The following is a 13,926-nucleotide window of genomic DNA, read 5'->3' on the forward strand; positions in this document are numbered from 1 at the left end:
GACAGTGCCATGCGTGTCAGTCCCACGATCAAGCCCCTGAGGCCCGCTGCGGCGAGTTGCCACAGACTTGTGACACTGCGAGCCGTTACCCCTAGGTTACATGATGTTACATGTATGCCTATTGCGCCACAGGGGTCCTGATGCCTACGCTACAGACCTTCAGACCAAGTCCTGAACAACAAGGGACAGTCAACGAGGAAGGGCATCATGAGCAAGCCAAGTTCCCGAAGGTTGTTGCTTCTCGCCTGCACTGCCTGGGGCCCATGCGCCGCGCCAATCGCGCGGGCTCAACCCGACGCCCCACCTGGGCCATCCTCGGCCACACAACTCGAACAATTGCAACAGCAACTGGCCGAACAAGCCCGCCAGCTCCAGGCCTTGAAGCAAGCCGTGGAAGCTCAGCAGGAATCGCGCCAGCCCTCGGGCCAACGCCCCCCGCCTGATGAGGGGCCACGCCGAGTAAACATGGCTCGCCCCCAAGAGTCGACTGCCCCCCCGGCCGTGGCTCCGTTGTTCGAGCAGCCAGGCATCCTCACGCCAAAGGGACAATTCGTGCTGGAGCCCTCTTTGCAATATCTCTACGCGTCCAGCAACCGGGTGGCATTGGTGGGCTACACCATCATTCCGGCCTTGCTCATTGGCTTGGTCGATGTGCGCGAGGTCAAACGCAATACCGTCACGGCTGCGTTAACGGGCCGCTACGGACTCAGCAATCGACTCGAGATCGAAGCCCGTGTGCCTTATGTCTACCGTTCTGACTCCACCATCAGCCGGGAGTACGGTGGCGGCGCCTCCACCGATACGGCCTTTTCCAGCAAGGGTCAGGCGCTGGGCGACATTGAGCTCGCGCTGCGCTACCAACTCAATCAGGGCAGCGCGACCGTGCCCTATTTGATCGGCTCACTGCGAGCCAAATCGCGCTCGGGCAAAGACCCCTTCGAGGTGGTCACCGACTGCGCCACGCGCTGCACGGGAGCGACATCGGGGACCGGCTTGCCGCGCGACCTGCCCACCGGATCAGGCTTCTACTCCATCCAGCCAGCCCTGACCTGGCTCTTCCCCTCCGACCCGGCCGTGTTCTTCGGCGGCGCCAGCTACACCTACAACTTCAAGCGCCAACACATCAGCCGCGAAGTGCTGTCAGGCGAACGAGAGTTCCTGGGCGACATCCAACCCGGCGGGGTCATCGGGCTGAACTTTGGCATGGGCATGGCTCTGAATGATCGCGCCTCGTACAGCATGGGCGTCGAACTGAACTCGGTCGCCACCACCCGCCAGAACGGCGAGGTGGTGGCAGGTTCGGTTCGAACCCAATTGGCGAGCCTGCTGCTCGGCTATGCCTATCGGTACAGCGATAAGACGAGCCTGAACTTGTCCGTCGGAGCGGGCCTGACCCGCGACACCCCCGACCTCAGCATCAGCATCCGCATCCCTAAATCGTTCTGAAAGCTGCTCATGGATTCGCGCAAGTTGCTTTGCGTCGAGCTTGATCTGGTCTTGCCGGCTGAATCGCACCCCCTGCAGGCACTCGGGTGGCGGTGCTTCGCGGCATCGGACCAGGCGACCGCACGTCGCATCATCGCCCAACAGGAAATCAAGGTCGGTCTGATTTTTCTGAAAACCATGCCGTCCAGCCAGGATCTTCATGCCCTGGAGACCTTCTTGAGACAGCCCCCCACTCTGGAATGGGTTGGCGTTTTTCATCCCCAGGCCCTGGACTCGCCAGAGGTTCGCGAGTTGATACTCACCTACCTGTTCGACTATCACACCTGCCCTGTTTGCTGGTCGGAGGTCAATCTGACCCTGCAACATGCCTTGTGCCGTACTGAGTTACGGCAGCGCAATGACGCAAGCACTCAAGCGATCGACCTCGGAATGGTTGGTCAGAGCCCGGCCATCGAACACTTGAGGAGTCACATCAGGAAAGTCGCCCCCACCGACGTGCCCGTACTGATTGGCGGAGAAAGCGGCACAGGCAAGGAATTGACCGCTGCCGCGGTGCATCGCTGCTCACGGAGAGCAGCGGGGCCGTTTGTTGCGGTCAACTGCGGCGCCATCGCGCCCACCCTGATCCAGTCGGAGCTATTTGGGCACGAGCGCGGCGCATTCACTGGTGCCAACACCTGCAAACGCGGCCTGATCGAGGAAGCCAATGGCGGCACCATCTTCCTGGACGAAATCGCCGATCTGCCTCTGGCGCTGCAAACCAATTTGCTGCGCTTCCTGCAAGAGCGTTCGATTCAACGGGTCGGGGCAACACGAAGCATTCAAGTTGACGTTCGCGTCGTAGCGGCCACGCACGTCGACCTGACCCAAGCCGTGGCCGACGGTCGCTTCCGAGAAGACCTGTTCTACCGGCTCAACGTCCTGCCCATCAAGGTGCCCGCCTTGCGCGAGCGCATCGAGGATGTGCCACAACTGGCCCAGCATTTTTTGCAACGCGGGCTACAGCAAACGCCACAGCATCGGCTCGAGGGATTCAAGCAGGAGGCCATGCGCGCCATGATGGCGCATCGGTGGCCAGGCAACATCAGAGAGTTGTCGAATCGCGTTCAGCGAGCCCTCATCATGACCGACCAGAAACTGATTTCCTCAGAGGATCTTGGTTTGATTTCGCCCACCCTGGAAGTCCATGTCGGACTGGAGGCCGCCCGAACCACGGCTGAACGCGATGTGATCGCCCTGACACTTGGCCGCGTCGATCGCAACATCACACACGCGGCACGCGAACTGGGCATCTCGCGCATGACCTTGTATCGGCTGATCGACAAGCACGGACTCGACACCCGCACCAGTCAGACCTGATCCCCATGGCATCCCCTGTTCCTGCCTCGATGAAAAAAGGCCACTGAATGCAGTGGCCTTTCGAAGAAACGCGCGGAGCCAATCAGGCTTGACGTCGACGACGCATCGCCCCCACCACAGCCATACCGGCCAGGAGCATTGCGTAGGCACCAGGCTCAGGCACAGCCGTCACGTTGATATCGGTGATCGCCACACCACCAATTTCCTTGACAGTACCTGGGCACATGCCACTGTTGCAAGGGTCAATCACCACTCGGCCAATTGCACCCAAACCAGACAGCGACAAGGTAAACCACTCTGGTTCAGCTGGCCCGCCAAACTGCGGAGAGTAGACCGACCCCAACAAGGCGTTGGTGCCAAAGGCGTAGGCGATCAGCCCAAAGGCATCCAGATCACCGGCGCCATCGCCGGCCCGCACCGAGATCGAAGTGATCGGGCTGGAAAAGGTCAGCGTGATGTCACTCGTGCCCGCACCACCGTCGACAAGACCTCCGCCATAGTTCGAGGTGTAGAACAGCGTGCCATTTTCAGAATTGAGGGTCATGTTTCCCAGGGTGACACCATGGAAGTTTTCCCCATCAATCGCAAAGTTGGAGAAGTCGTAAGACTGTGCCATCGCCGGCGCTGCGGTCAGCGATGCGATGCACATCGACGCCATGGAAACCCATCGTTTGAACATGATTCACTCCTGAGGTTGTCTGAATGAATCAACTATATCGATGGGCATGCCAGGCGCCATCCCTAACACTGCACGCGGCAGCAGCGATCACTGACATCCGCCTCACCGACCATGCCGCGTGATGTGATCCACGGCCGACCTCATCGACTCATGCAAAGCTTTCAACGCAAACAGCTGCTGGTGAATTTCATTGCGACTGCTCGATTCATCCGCATCGAAAACGGGCTGTCGCACACTGCAAAGGTCATCGGTATGGGCGATGTCTTCGGCATAACGCGACAAACGCATGAGCGGCTTGACCACACCGCGCATCAACTGCATGAACACAAAGGCAATCAGGGTCAGGATCACCGCAATCGAAATCCAGAAGCCCCAGGACTGCTGCACCAGCAAGGTCACGAAACCCGTGTGCGGCACCGTGACCGACGTCACCCCGACGACCTCGCCCAAGGTGTAGCCATAGCCCCCCCCTTTGCGACCACCATCTGGCGCCTTGTACTTCGAGCGCACCACGGCGGGTGCATCTTCAGGGCGACCATGGCAGGCCAGGCATGTCTTGTCAGCCCGCAAGGCCCGGGCATAGCGCAGCACTTCGCCCTTGACCTGCCAGTACTCCGAAACACCGGTTTCACGCATCACGCCCAGCGCCTGCAGATCGAACAGGTCGGGCTGGTTGGCCGGGTTCATCATGTTGTCGCTGGTGAGCCGGAACTTCGCTGCAGCGGGAGACTGCTGCACTTCAGCAGAGTAGTCGGCTAAAGCCAGAAACGGGTTCTTCTGGTGAAACACGTGAAACGGCTGATCGACAGGCTCGCCCGGATTGGGCTCGGCCACATATTCAGACAGATAACGCCCCACCTTGCCCAAGTCTTCATCGGCCTGGCGCCGTACATAGATGCCACCGTTGCGCGCGACAAGCTGGCGCAGGCTGTCGGCCATGTCAGCCACCGTTCGGGAGTGTGCAAGCTCAGCTTTGCGAGCATTGTCAGCAGCCCAAAACAGGAAGCAGCTGACCACGGCCGCCACAATCAAGATCGTGATCAGCCACGCTTGGTGGATGATCTTGAGCCGACGGAAACGACGCATGGGCTTCATTCGATCAGCCCCGCCTGCTTCAATGCGAGCAGGAATTCAGATTGCCGCCCAGGGTTCATCAGTCGAGACGACAAGTCAGACACGTAAAAGTGGCGGTCTCCCTGCCCACGGCTCTCCATGGCTTCCAGCGACTGCATCGTCAGCAAGCGTGCGCCCAACGCGCCAGCAAAGCGTTTGAAAACCTGATTCACTGCCTCCATCCAGGGGTCACCGGCAGCAGTGACGATGCTGTCCGGTCCAGCGCGATCGCGCTCGTCTGCGGTGCGCTGGTGGCTTTCCCCCAGTACACGCGCCTGAACCGCGTCGGCCTGGCGCTTGACGAAACCTTGCCCGCCACACTTGACGATCCACTGCTCTTGGGGCTGCTGCCACTGGTCGGCCATCAGCCAGACTTCAACGGCGTCGAACTCGCGGCGGTCGCGAATGTATTTCAGAAATTTCTGGCCAGTCCAGCGGTCAGGCAAAGCACGAAAGTCGGCCAGAAACAGGCCCGCTCCGTAAGCCAGCTTTGCGAGTTGATCCAAGGCTGGCTCGCCCTGATCGAACAGGAACACCTCGCGCCCCAGGTAAGGCGCCAGCGCCGGCTCAAACAGCACGGGTTCGGTCGTCACCACAACGACCGGGCGGCTGAGCGCGGCTGGACTGGAAGTGCGCAGGGAACGAACCACCTGCAGCGCAGGCGCTTTGCTCATGTCAGGGCAACCGTATCGACTGAGCCGTACACGGTGACGGGGGGCAGTTCACCGTAATCGCGCTCCAGGTCTGCCAGGGCCCCATCCACGGTGCGCCACGAACGCGGCTTCTTCTTGACTGTGAGGACCTGAACCAGGGTGCGCGGGCTGACGGCGTAGAGGTACCACTCCGGCTTCTGGCCGGCCTCGGACTCACGCACGAGGAAAGGCTGGCTGATGGTCCCCCCCTTCAACGAGCGCAGGAACTCCGCCCAATCCATGCCAAAAACAGCGACATCCATCGACACACAACCCTTGTTTACTGCTGGAGCAAGCTGCTGCGCTCCTGGTGCCGAAGTTTAGCCAAGCTTGCCCCTTGATCGAGGGGTCTGAAGCCGTTCGAGATAAACAAAACTGCACTAACATTGTCAAAACTGCAGTTTTGCAACTGCAATCGAATTTTTGCGTACAAGTTTGCTGTCATCACGGGATAGCTAGGGAGGAGCGGAGACATGGCGACCTGGTGTCGTCATGTCTCTGTCTAGCTTGACTCGGCTGATCTGGCTCTGCGGGCTGGCGTCACATCGCCATCTGCCAATCCATGTCTTCGTCGCCCTGTGGCTGGGGCAGTGGCTTCCATTTGATCGAGCACCCCATGCTCGGGTGCTGCTCGCCTGGGCCATACCCATAGTGGGCGATCAGGCGCATGGCATCAAACAGTTCTCGCTCCGCATCGTCTGGCGCTGCTTCCTTTCGTGACGCATCCAATCGGCCGCGGTATTGCAAGCGCAGATCGGCATCGAAGCCGTAGAAGTCAGGCGTGCAAACCGCATCGTAGGCGCGGGCCACGCTCTGAGTGGTGTCGTGCAGGTAGTGGAAGGGAAACAGCCACTCCTTTGACACCGCTTTCATGCGCTCGAAGCTATCGTCGGCGTGACTGTGCTCATCGTTCGGGTTGATCGCAATCGCATGCACCCCCAGCGGCAGCAGTTCACGCACATCACGAATGATGCGGGGCAAGACGGCCTGCACATACGGGCAGTGATTGCAGATGAACATGACCAGCGTTCCTCGAGGGCCAGCCAGCTCCCGCAGGCTATGCATGCGCCCGTCCACGCCCTTCAAACGGAAAGGTTCGGCTTTCCAGCCCACATCGGCAATCGGTGTCGTCACGGCCATCTTGGTCTCCTCACGTCAGGCGGCCATGCGCTGCGCCAACACATGGCGCGCCACATCAGCCAGGGAAGCAAACACATGATCGGGTTGAGCCAGTTCGATCGGCTGCCCGCCGTTGTAGCCATAGGGCACAGCCCATGCGGCCACCCCCGCGCGCCGAGCGGTCATCACATCAATGCCTGAATCGCCAAGGTGTGCGGCACCCCATTGGTTCACATTTAACGCATCCAGGCAATATCGAATGACCGCAGGATCGGGTTTCTTCTGGGGCAGCGAATCGCCACCTATGACAATCGGGAAGTAAGTGGCCAGGTCGGTGGCCTCCAATACCTTCACGGCAAAGCGGAATTCCTTGTTGGTGACACAAGCCATGCGGATGCCGGCCTCACGTAACTGGTCCAACCCTTCCCGAACACCCGCGTAGAGTTCAGCCGTGGTGCCGGTTGTGTCGCCATAGTGGCGCTCAAAAAGGGGCATGACTTGTTCGATGTCGAGCGCCGTGACGCGGTCGAACTCTCCGGGCTGCGCCGCATCTCGCGCGGCCTGAGTTGCCTGCCGCAACAAGCCCAGCATCAACTCTCGGGTGCCATGGCCGATGTGGCCCGTGACCTCCGCCAGCGAACGCGTGGGCAAGTCGAGTTGCCGCAAGGTGCGGTTGGCCGCTTCGGCAATCTCACTGGCGGTGTCCACCAAAGTGCCGTCCAGATCAAAGGTGATGGCTTGAATCATCTGGCGCCTCTCTTGGCTCATTGCATCTGCGCCCGACGGATCTCCATCAAACGCAAGATCATGGGGGTGAGGATGAGTTGCATGGCCAGGTCCATCTTGCCTCCTGGCACCACAATCGTGTTGGCACGCGACATGAACGAATCGCCAATCATCGACAGCAGGTAGGGGAAGTCGATACCGCGAGGGTTCTTGAAACGAATCACGGTCATGCTCTCGCCCGCAGACGGAATGTCGCGAGCGATGAAGGGGTTGGAGGTATCCACGACCGGCACACGCTGAAAGTTGATGTCGGTTTCGCCAAACTGCGGGCAGATGTAATGCACGTAGTCATGCATGCGGCGCAAGATGGTGTCGGCCACCGCCTCTTTCGAATAGCCACGCGATTTGGTGTCACGATGAATTTTCTGGATCCACTCCAGATTGATGATGGGCACCACACCGATCTTCAAGTCCACGTGTCGAGCCAGGTTCACCTCATCGGTTTTGACACAACCGTGCAGACCTTCGTAGAAAAGCAAATCGGTGTCCACGGGTGTGTCTTGCCACGACGTGAAGGTGCCGGCAGGCTGCCCATAGGGCTGGGCTTCTTCGTCGTTGTGCAGGTAGTAGCGCGTGCGGCAGCGCCCGGTTTCGCCATAGGCCCGGAACTGCTGCTCCAGCTCCTCCCACTCATTGGCCTCAGGCCCAAAGTGACTCATGGAGTGCCCCAGGGCTTCGGCCTGAGCCATGCGCGATTTCATCTCCACGCGGTTGTAGCGGTGAAAGGCATCGCCTTCAATCACGGCAGCCCTCACCCCTTCTCGGCGAAAGATGGTGTCAAACGTACTTTTGACTGTACTGGTGCCGGCACCGCTGGAGCCGGTGACCACGATAATGGGGTGGCGTCTGGACATGGCAAAGTCCCTCAAGCTTGCGGTTGCACGAACAGGGATCGGGTCTTGAACAACTGCCAGGACACGTTTTCATGCGGGTCGGCGTGGTAGTTGACGATGCGATCGATCTCGTCTTTCGAGCCCAGAATGACCGGCACCTTCTGGTGCAGCACATCGGGGATCAGGTCCAGCAACTCGCTGGTGCCGTTCACCGCTCGCCCTCCGGCTTCTTGCACCAGCAAAGCCATGGGCGCAGCTTCATACATCAGTCGCAAGCGCCCCGGCTTGATCGGTTCACGCGTGTCTCGGGGGTACAGGAAGACACCACCACGGGTCATGATGCGATGCACCTCGGCCACCATGGAAGCCACCCAACGCATGTTGAAGTCTTTCATGCGTGGGCCGTTTTCACCCGCCACACATTCGGCGATGTAACGCTGAATGGGTTTTTCCCAGAATCGTTGATTCGACGCGTTGATGGCGAATTCGCGGGTGGCAATTGGAATGCTCACCTGATCCTGCGTCAGCACCCAGCGAGCCGATTCCATGCCTGCACGTTTGTCGAGTGTGAAGACCAAGACACCGCGCCGGCAGGTCAGCACCATCAGCGTGGCGGGCCCGTACAGCACATACCCTGCCGCCACCTGTTGATGGCCGGGTTGCATGAAGTCGGCATCGCCAGGGTTGGCTCCGCGGTAGCGATGCGGCAAGATGGAAAAGATGGTGCCGATGGAAATATTGGCTTCAATGTTGGAGGACCCGTCCAAGGGGTCATACACCACCAGCAAAGGGCCTGTTTGCCCATGGTGGGGCGAGGCTTGTGCGTTTTCCAATTCCTCGCTGGCCCACCCCGCGACGTGAGGGCACGCAGTCAGGGCGTCACGCATGCAATCGTCGGCCAGCAAATCCAGACGCTTTTGCTGCTCACCCTGGGAGTTGTGTGTACCGGCCCAGCCATGGGCCTGAGCCAGCATGCCTTGCGAGGCAATCTCGCCAATGCGAGCACAGGCTTGCGCCATCACACTCAAGGTGTCGATCAAAACACGCTGCACATCGGGGTGGGCATCGGCCAGGTTGGCGGCCAGGGCGGCTTCCAGTTCGATCATGCTGTCCTCTGCGTTGGGATGGGATCGGGTTGCGCTTGAGCGTGAAACAAGCGGCTGGCCAGGATGTCGCGCGGCTCAATGGTGCTGAGATCGGCCAAGCTGAGTTCGCGTTGGCGGTCTGCGAACAAGCGACTGGCCTGCCTCAACCGAGCCCTGTCGAGTGCGTTGCGCACACTGCGTGCATTGGCAAAGTGCGGCTGCTGCAAGCGGCGGTTCAAATAATCGTCAAACGCCAGTCGTGCGCCCGGCCCAAATTGATACTGCTGTTGCGCAAGCATCTTGTCGGCAATACTCAACAACTCCCCCACGTCGTAATCGGGGAAGTCGAGGTGGTGCGCGATGCGGGAAGACATCCCGGGATTGGACTGAAAGAAGGTGTCCATGCGGTCTTTGTAGCCCGCCAGGATCACCACCAGGTCATCGCGCTGGTTTTCCATCACCTGCAGCAGGATCTCGATGGCTTCTTGGCCATAGTCGCGTTCGTTCTCGGGCCGGTACAGGTAGTAGGCCTCGTCAATGAACAGCACACCACCCATGGCCTTTTTGAGCACTTCCTTGGTCTTGGGCGCCGTATGCCCAATGTATTGCCCGACCAGGTCATCACGGGTCACGGCAACCAGATGGCCTTTGCGGATGTAGCCCAGCCTGTGCAGGATCTCGGCCATGCGCAAGGCCACGGTGGTTTTGCCGGTACCTGGGTTGCCGGTGAAGCACATGTGCAGTGATGGGTTCTGCGCATTCAGCCCATAGGCCGCCCGCAGCTTGTCGATCACCAGCAACGCAGCAATGTCGCGGATGCGGGATTTGACCGGCACCAGGCCAATCAACTCGCGATCCAAATCGTCCATCACCGACTCCACCTGGCTTTGCGCCAGGACATCGGCTACGGTTTGGGGTGGATTCACCTGTGGCGCTTCGACAGACTGAACCTGGTCAGCCGTGTGAACCGATGCGCCAGGAATGCGATACAACGGAGCAGTCACGGCCAATCTCCTTCCGTGTTGGGTCAGTCGCGCATGCCCATGCTGCGGCGCTGGTAGCGCTCGCCCTCGGGCTCGTCAGCAGAGTAGGAACGAATGGCGTAGCGCATGGAACGGCCATTCACTTCCTGACGCTCAAGCGTGAAGCCAGGCTCGGTAGGCGGCCGGTGCACGATGAAGCTCATGGCAATGGTTTCCACGCCGCGAGTGGAGTCGAACGCCAGCAAGCGCACGTAGTGCTTGGGAAAGGTCTCGCGACAGGCTCGCATTTCCTGCACCACGCCGGCGGCATCGCGCAGGTCGAACATGGGCGCGCCGTACATCTCCCAGTAGGTGTTGCGGGGATGGGGGTCGTCGGTGTATTCCACGCTCCAGGCGTAGCCCTTGCGCAGGCCATAGTCCACCTGCAGGGCGATTTCCTCGTCGGTCAAGTCAGGCAGGAACGAGAACTGGCCTTGGGTCAAACGACCGGTTGGGTTGGTCATCATGATGTGATCTCCTTACAGGCCCACAGAGGGGGTCACGGCAAAGTCAGACGTATCGGTGGACGCATAGTTGAAGGTGATGTCACCCCAGGTGTCCAAGGCTTGTTGCAGGGGAGAACAGAAGCGCGCGGCCTTTTGCAAGATCGCCGGGCCTTCTTCGCGAATGTTGCGACCTTCGTTGCGCGCCTTGACCATGCACTCCAACGCGACACGGTTGGCCACAGCGCCCGCCTGGATGCCCTGTGGGTGGCCAATGGTGCCGCCGCCAAATTGCAGCACCACATCGTCGCCGAACAGGTCGATGAGCTGGTGCATTTGCCCAGCGTGGATGCCGCCAGACGCCACCGGCATGACCTTTTTCAAATCGGCCCAGTCTTGCTCAAAGAACACGCCGCGGGCCAGATCCTGCTGCGTCACACTCTCGCGACACACGTTGTAGTAGCCCTGCACGGTCATGGGGTCACCTTCCAGCTTGCCCACAGCGGTGCCGCAGTGCAGGTGGTCGCAACCGGCCAGACGCAGCCACTTGGCAATGACCCGGAAGCTGACGCCGTGGGTCTTCTGGCGGGTGTAGGTGCCATGCCCCGCACGGTGCATGTGCATGATCATGTCGTTCTTGCGGCACCAGTTGGCCATGGACTGAATCGCCGTCCAGCCCACCACCAAGTCCACCATGATGATGACTGAGCCCAACTCCTTGGCAAACTCGGCGCGCTCGTACATGTCTTCCATGGTGGCGCCGGTGATGTTCAGGTAGCTGCCCTTGACCTCCCCGGTCATGGCGCTGGCCTTGTTGACCGCATCCATCACAAACAAGAAGCGGTCACGCCAATGCATGAAAGGCTGCGAGTTGATGTTCTCGTCGTCTTTCATGAAGTCCAGGCCACCCTTGAGGCCTTCGTACACCACGCGGCCATAGTTGCGCCCCGACAGGCCCAGCTTGGGTTTCGTGGTGGCCCCCAGCAAGGGGCGGCCATATTTGTCCAGGCGCTCGCGCTCGACCACCAAACCGGTGGGAGGCCCCTTGAAAGTTTTGACATAGGCCACGGGAATGCGAATGTCTTCCAAGCGGCAGGCTTTGAGCGGCTTGAAGCTGAACACGTTGCCAATCAGGCTGGCCGTCATGTTGGCGATCGAGCCCTCTTCAAACAGGATCAGGTCGTAAGCCACCCAGGCGAAATACTGACCCGGGTTGTTGGGCACTTCTTCCACCTTGTAAGCCTTGGCGCGGTAGCTGTCGCAGGCGGTCAGACGGTCGGTCCACACCACAGTCCAGGTGGCGGTAGACGACTCACCGGCCACGGCCGCGGCCGCTTCAATGGGGTCCACCCCCTCTTGTGGCGTGATCCGGAACAGGCAGATCACGTCGGTGTCTTTGGGCTGGTAGTCCGAATCCCAATAACCCATCTGACGGTACTTCAGGACACCTGCGCTGTAGCGCTTCTTCGCGTCGGTGATGACACCGTTCTCCACTGGCATGTTCATGACGAATCCTGTTTAACTGGGTTCAACACAAGGGGGTTGAAACCAATGTAGGGCGCCACTCACATCAGGTAAATTCAATATTTCTTAGCAATCAGTTAAGGCATTGCTTAATGAAGCGCGTGACTTTTCGGCAGTTGAGGGTCTTCACGGAGGTGGCTCGACAGTTGAGCTTCAGCCGCGCAGCCGAGTCCTTGCACCTCACCCCGCCCGCGGTGACCATGCAGGTCAAGGAGCTCGAAAACTACGTTGGCCTGCCCTTGTTCGAGAGGCAAGGCCGCCAGATTTCGCTCACGATGGCGGGCGAATATTTCCTCGTCTACGCCAAGCGCTTGCTGTCTACCCTGAAGGACGCCGAGAACGTGATGGCCCGCTTCAAGCGCGTGGAAACCGGTGTGTTGACCATTGGCATGATCAGCACAGCGGGCTACTTCATGCCGGCATTGCTGGCCCAGTTTCAGCGGGAACACCCTGGGGTGGATGTGCGACTGGACGTGGCCAAAGACCTCGATACCCTGGTCAAGCGCATGCAAGCCAACGAGGTCGACCTGGCTGTGACCGGCAGGCCACCAAAGGACTATGCCTTGCGATCCGAACCCTTTGCAGGGCACCCCATGGTCTTTGTCTGCCCGCCAGGGCATCCACTGCTGGGGGTAGGGCACCCGCCTCTGCAGGCGCTGGTGCACTACCCCTTGATTGCGCGCGAACCGGGCTCCGAGGTGCGCTATGTGCTCGACAAATACCTGCGTGAGCGGCGCCTCTCTCCCATCATCGCCATGGAGGTGGCCAGCAGCGAAGCCATCAAATCTTCGGTGATTGCGGGCATGGGCATCGCCCTTTTGTCCCTGCATGCCGTCGCCACCGAACTCAGACACGGCCTGTTGCACCAGGTGGAGTTCGAGGGGACCCCGATCATGCGAACCTGGAACATCGTGAACGAAGCATCCAAGGTCCTCTCCCCCGCGGCAGAAGCGTTTCGCTACTACCTGATCGAGCATGCCGAACGTTGGCTTCTGGCCCGCGACGGCTTGCTGATTGGTACGGCCGCAAGTTCCTCGTGATCCAGCCTTCATGAGGCGCCCACAGCCCCTCAGGGCTGCGTGTCACGGTCGATCGGATTAACCCCAAGGCATATTTTCATATTGCGGCAATTCAGAAAATACTCCACCCAAACCGGGGGGTTAGGGGTGTGTATTAGGGGTATTCGTGCCATGCGTCACGGTTCACAATGAAATCATTCGAACTCTATCGACAGAGAACAATCATGTTGAAGCAAGCACTCAAGACCACCCTGCTGGCCGCCGCCGCTACCCTGGCTCTGTCAGCACAAGCCACCGTCACTTGGACCTACGACTCCAAGATCAGCGTGGTGGAAACTGCGACCCAGAATGCTGACAACAGCTGGAACTACCTGCTGGAAGTCACCAACACCGACACCCTGCCCCTGTACTTCATCAACTTCTACACAGAAGGCAACCAGTCGTTCAACAACGCGACCGACAGCGGCTTCAACAAGTCCTACAACCAAGGCACAGCCGGTGGTTCCTGGGGCTTGCCTGGTCAAGCTGACGGTTATTTCGTCGCTTTCCACAATGAAGGCTGGCCCGCGACTGCCACTTTTGAAGTGGGCGGCAAGTACGCCTTCGCTTTCGACGTGGCCACCAAACTGACTGCTCCAATCAAGTACGGCTACTGGGTACAAGGTGACTGGGCGCAAGAGCGCTTCACCGCCGTCGGCACCGCCACCCCCGCCGTGCCCGAGCCTGAAGCACTGGCCATGTTGCTGGCTGGTGTTGCCGTGACCGGCGTTCTGGCTCGCCGCCGCCAAAGCGCTGCTGCCTGATCC

Annotated in this window: 15 protein-coding genes; 4 read left to right on the forward strand and 11 right to left on the reverse strand. The window is 59.9% G+C overall.

Features of this window, described 5'->3' with window-relative positions; genetic code table 11:
* Positions 1–207 precede the first annotated feature (207 nt).
* Complete coding sequence (locus VFW72_RS13110; RefSeq protein ID WP_414638805.1) at positions 208–1,446, forward strand: acetate kinase; 1,239 nt, start codon at positions 208–210, stop codon at positions 1,444–1,446.
* Between the two features lie 9 nt (positions 1,447–1,455).
* Positions 1,456–2,805, forward strand: a complete 1,350-nt coding sequence (locus VFW72_RS13115) for a sigma-54 dependent transcriptional regulator (RefSeq protein WP_329674751.1) — start codon at positions 1,456–1,458, stop codon at positions 2,803–2,805.
* 82 nt (positions 2,806–2,887) lie between these two features.
* Here VFW72_RS13115 and VFW72_RS13120 read toward each other — a convergent pair whose 3' ends face one another.
* The 11 genes from VFW72_RS13120 to VFW72_RS13170 all read right to left on the reverse strand — a co-directional run bounded on the left by VFW72_RS13120 (position 2,888) and on the right by VFW72_RS13170 (position 12,083).
* Positions 2,888–3,484: a PEP-CTERM sorting domain-containing protein gene (locus VFW72_RS13120; RefSeq protein WP_329674752.1), complete on the reverse strand. Its 597-nt coding sequence runs from the start codon at positions 3,482–3,484 to the stop codon at positions 2,888–2,890.
* 102 nt (positions 3,485–3,586) lie between these two features.
* Positions 3,587–4,570: a DUF3365 domain-containing protein gene (locus VFW72_RS13125; RefSeq protein ID WP_329674753.1), complete on the reverse strand. Its 984-nt coding sequence runs from the start codon at positions 4,568–4,570 to the stop codon at positions 3,587–3,589.
* Between the two features lie 5 nt (positions 4,571–4,575).
* Complete coding sequence (locus tag VFW72_RS13130) at positions 4,576–5,271, reverse strand: hypothetical protein (protein WP_329674754.1); 696 nt, start codon at positions 5,269–5,271, stop codon at positions 4,576–4,578.
* A complete protein-coding gene (locus VFW72_RS13135) occupies positions 5,268–5,552 on the reverse strand; it encodes a hypothetical protein (RefSeq protein WP_329674755.1) in 285 nt (94 codons plus the stop codon). The genes VFW72_RS13130 and VFW72_RS13135 overlap by 4 nt, the downstream gene beginning before the upstream one ends.
* Positions 5,553–5,829: 277 nt before the next feature.
* Complete coding sequence (locus VFW72_RS13140; protein ID WP_329674756.1) at positions 5,830–6,429, reverse strand: thioredoxin family protein; 600 nt, start codon at positions 6,427–6,429, stop codon at positions 5,830–5,832.
* 15 nt (positions 6,430–6,444) lie between these two features.
* Positions 6,445–7,155, reverse strand: a complete 711-nt coding sequence (gph, locus tag VFW72_RS13145) for a phosphoglycolate phosphatase (protein ID WP_329674757.1) — start codon at positions 7,153–7,155, stop codon at positions 6,445–6,447.
* Positions 7,156–7,172: 17 nt separating this feature from the next.
* The gene (locus tag VFW72_RS13150) at positions 7,173–8,048 is read right to left on the reverse strand and encodes a phosphoribulokinase (protein ID WP_329674758.1); all 876 of its coding nucleotides are present in this window, start codon (positions 8,046–8,048) and stop codon (positions 7,173–7,175) included.
* Between the two features lie 11 nt (positions 8,049–8,059).
* Positions 8,060–9,133: a class 1 fructose-bisphosphatase gene (locus VFW72_RS13155; protein ID WP_329674759.1), complete on the reverse strand. Its 1,074-nt coding sequence runs from the start codon at positions 9,131–9,133 to the stop codon at positions 8,060–8,062.
* Positions 9,130–10,116 (reverse strand): CbbX protein, encoded by a 987-nt coding sequence (cbbX, locus tag VFW72_RS13160; RefSeq protein ID WP_414638806.1) that lies wholly within the window; start codon positions 10,114–10,116, stop codon positions 9,130–9,132. Before cbbX ends, VFW72_RS13155 begins: the two co-directional genes overlap by 4 nt.
* Before the next feature lie 23 nt (positions 10,117–10,139).
* Positions 10,140–10,601: a ribulose bisphosphate carboxylase small subunit gene (locus VFW72_RS13165; protein ID WP_329674760.1), complete on the reverse strand. Its 462-nt coding sequence runs from the start codon at positions 10,599–10,601 to the stop codon at positions 10,140–10,142.
* A 12-nt stretch (positions 10,602–10,613) separates the two neighbouring features.
* Positions 10,614–12,083 carry a form I ribulose bisphosphate carboxylase large subunit gene (locus tag VFW72_RS13170; RefSeq protein WP_329674761.1) on the reverse strand — a complete coding sequence of 490 codons (1,470 nt, stop codon included), beginning with the start codon at positions 12,081–12,083 and terminating at the stop codon, positions 10,614–10,616.
* A gap of 110 nt (positions 12,084–12,193) precedes the next feature.
* Here VFW72_RS13170 and VFW72_RS13175 point away from each other — a divergent pair, with 110 nt between their 5' ends.
* Together VFW72_RS13175 and VFW72_RS13180 are read left to right on the forward strand one after the other, a co-directional pair.
* Positions 12,194–13,141 (forward strand): LysR family transcriptional regulator, encoded by a 948-nt coding sequence (locus tag VFW72_RS13175; protein ID WP_329674762.1) that lies wholly within the window; start codon positions 12,194–12,196, stop codon positions 13,139–13,141.
* 203 nt (positions 13,142–13,344) lie between these two features.
* Positions 13,345–13,923 carry a PEP-CTERM sorting domain-containing protein gene (locus VFW72_RS13180; RefSeq protein ID WP_329674763.1) on the forward strand — a complete coding sequence of 193 codons (579 nt, stop codon included), beginning with the start codon at positions 13,345–13,347 and terminating at the stop codon, positions 13,921–13,923.
* Positions 13,924–13,926: the final 3 nt, after the last annotated feature.

The sequence above is a fragment of the Aquabacterium sp. genome (genome assembly GCF_036273115.1).
GTDB lineage: Bacteria > Pseudomonadota > Gammaproteobacteria > Burkholderiales > Burkholderiaceae_C > Aquabacterium.

Coding starts and splice junctions, on each gene's coding strand:
- VFW72_RS13180 (WP_329674763.1), top strand. CDS start 13,345: ATGTTGAAGCAAGCACTCAAGACCACCCTGCTGGCCGCCGCCGCTACC.
- VFW72_RS13165 (WP_329674760.1), bottom strand. CDS start 10,601: ATGATGACCAACCCAACCGGTCGTTTGACCCAAGGCCAGTTCTCGTTC.
- VFW72_RS13150 (WP_329674758.1), bottom strand. CDS start 8,048: ATGTCCAGACGCCACCCCATTATCGTGGTCACCGGCTCCAGCGGTGCC.
- VFW72_RS13110 (WP_414638805.1), top strand. CDS start 208: ATGAGCAAGCCAAGTTCCCGAAGGTTGTTGCTTCTCGCCTGCACTGCC.
- VFW72_RS13115 (WP_329674751.1), top strand. CDS start 1,456: ATGGATTCGCGCAAGTTGCTTTGCGTCGAGCTTGATCTGGTCTTGCCG.
- VFW72_RS13135 (WP_329674755.1), bottom strand. CDS start 5,552: ATGGATGTCGCTGTTTTTGGCATGGATTGGGCGGAGTTCCTGCGCTCG.
- VFW72_RS13120 (WP_329674752.1), bottom strand. CDS start 3,484: ATGTTCAAACGATGGGTTTCCATGGCGTCGATGTGCATCGCATCGCTG.
- VFW72_RS13155 (WP_329674759.1), bottom strand. CDS start 9,133: ATGATCGAACTGGAAGCCGCCCTGGCCGCCAACCTGGCCGATGCCCAC.
- VFW72_RS13130 (WP_329674754.1), bottom strand. CDS start 5,271: ATGAGCAAAGCGCCTGCGCTGCAGGTGGTTCGTTCCCTGCGCACTTCC.
- VFW72_RS13170 (WP_329674761.1), bottom strand. CDS start 12,083: ATGAACATGCCAGTGGAGAACGGTGTCATCACCGACGCGAAGAAGCGC.
- VFW72_RS13125 (WP_329674753.1), bottom strand. CDS start 4,570: ATGCGTCGTTTCCGTCGGCTCAAGATCATCCACCAAGCGTGGCTGATC.
- VFW72_RS13140 (WP_329674756.1), bottom strand. CDS start 6,429: ATGGCCGTGACGACACCGATTGCCGATGTGGGCTGGAAAGCCGAACCT.
- gph (WP_329674757.1), bottom strand. CDS start 7,155: ATGATTCAAGCCATCACCTTTGATCTGGACGGCACTTTGGTGGACACC.
- VFW72_RS13175 (WP_329674762.1), top strand. CDS start 12,194: ATGAAGCGCGTGACTTTTCGGCAGTTGAGGGTCTTCACGGAGGTGGCT.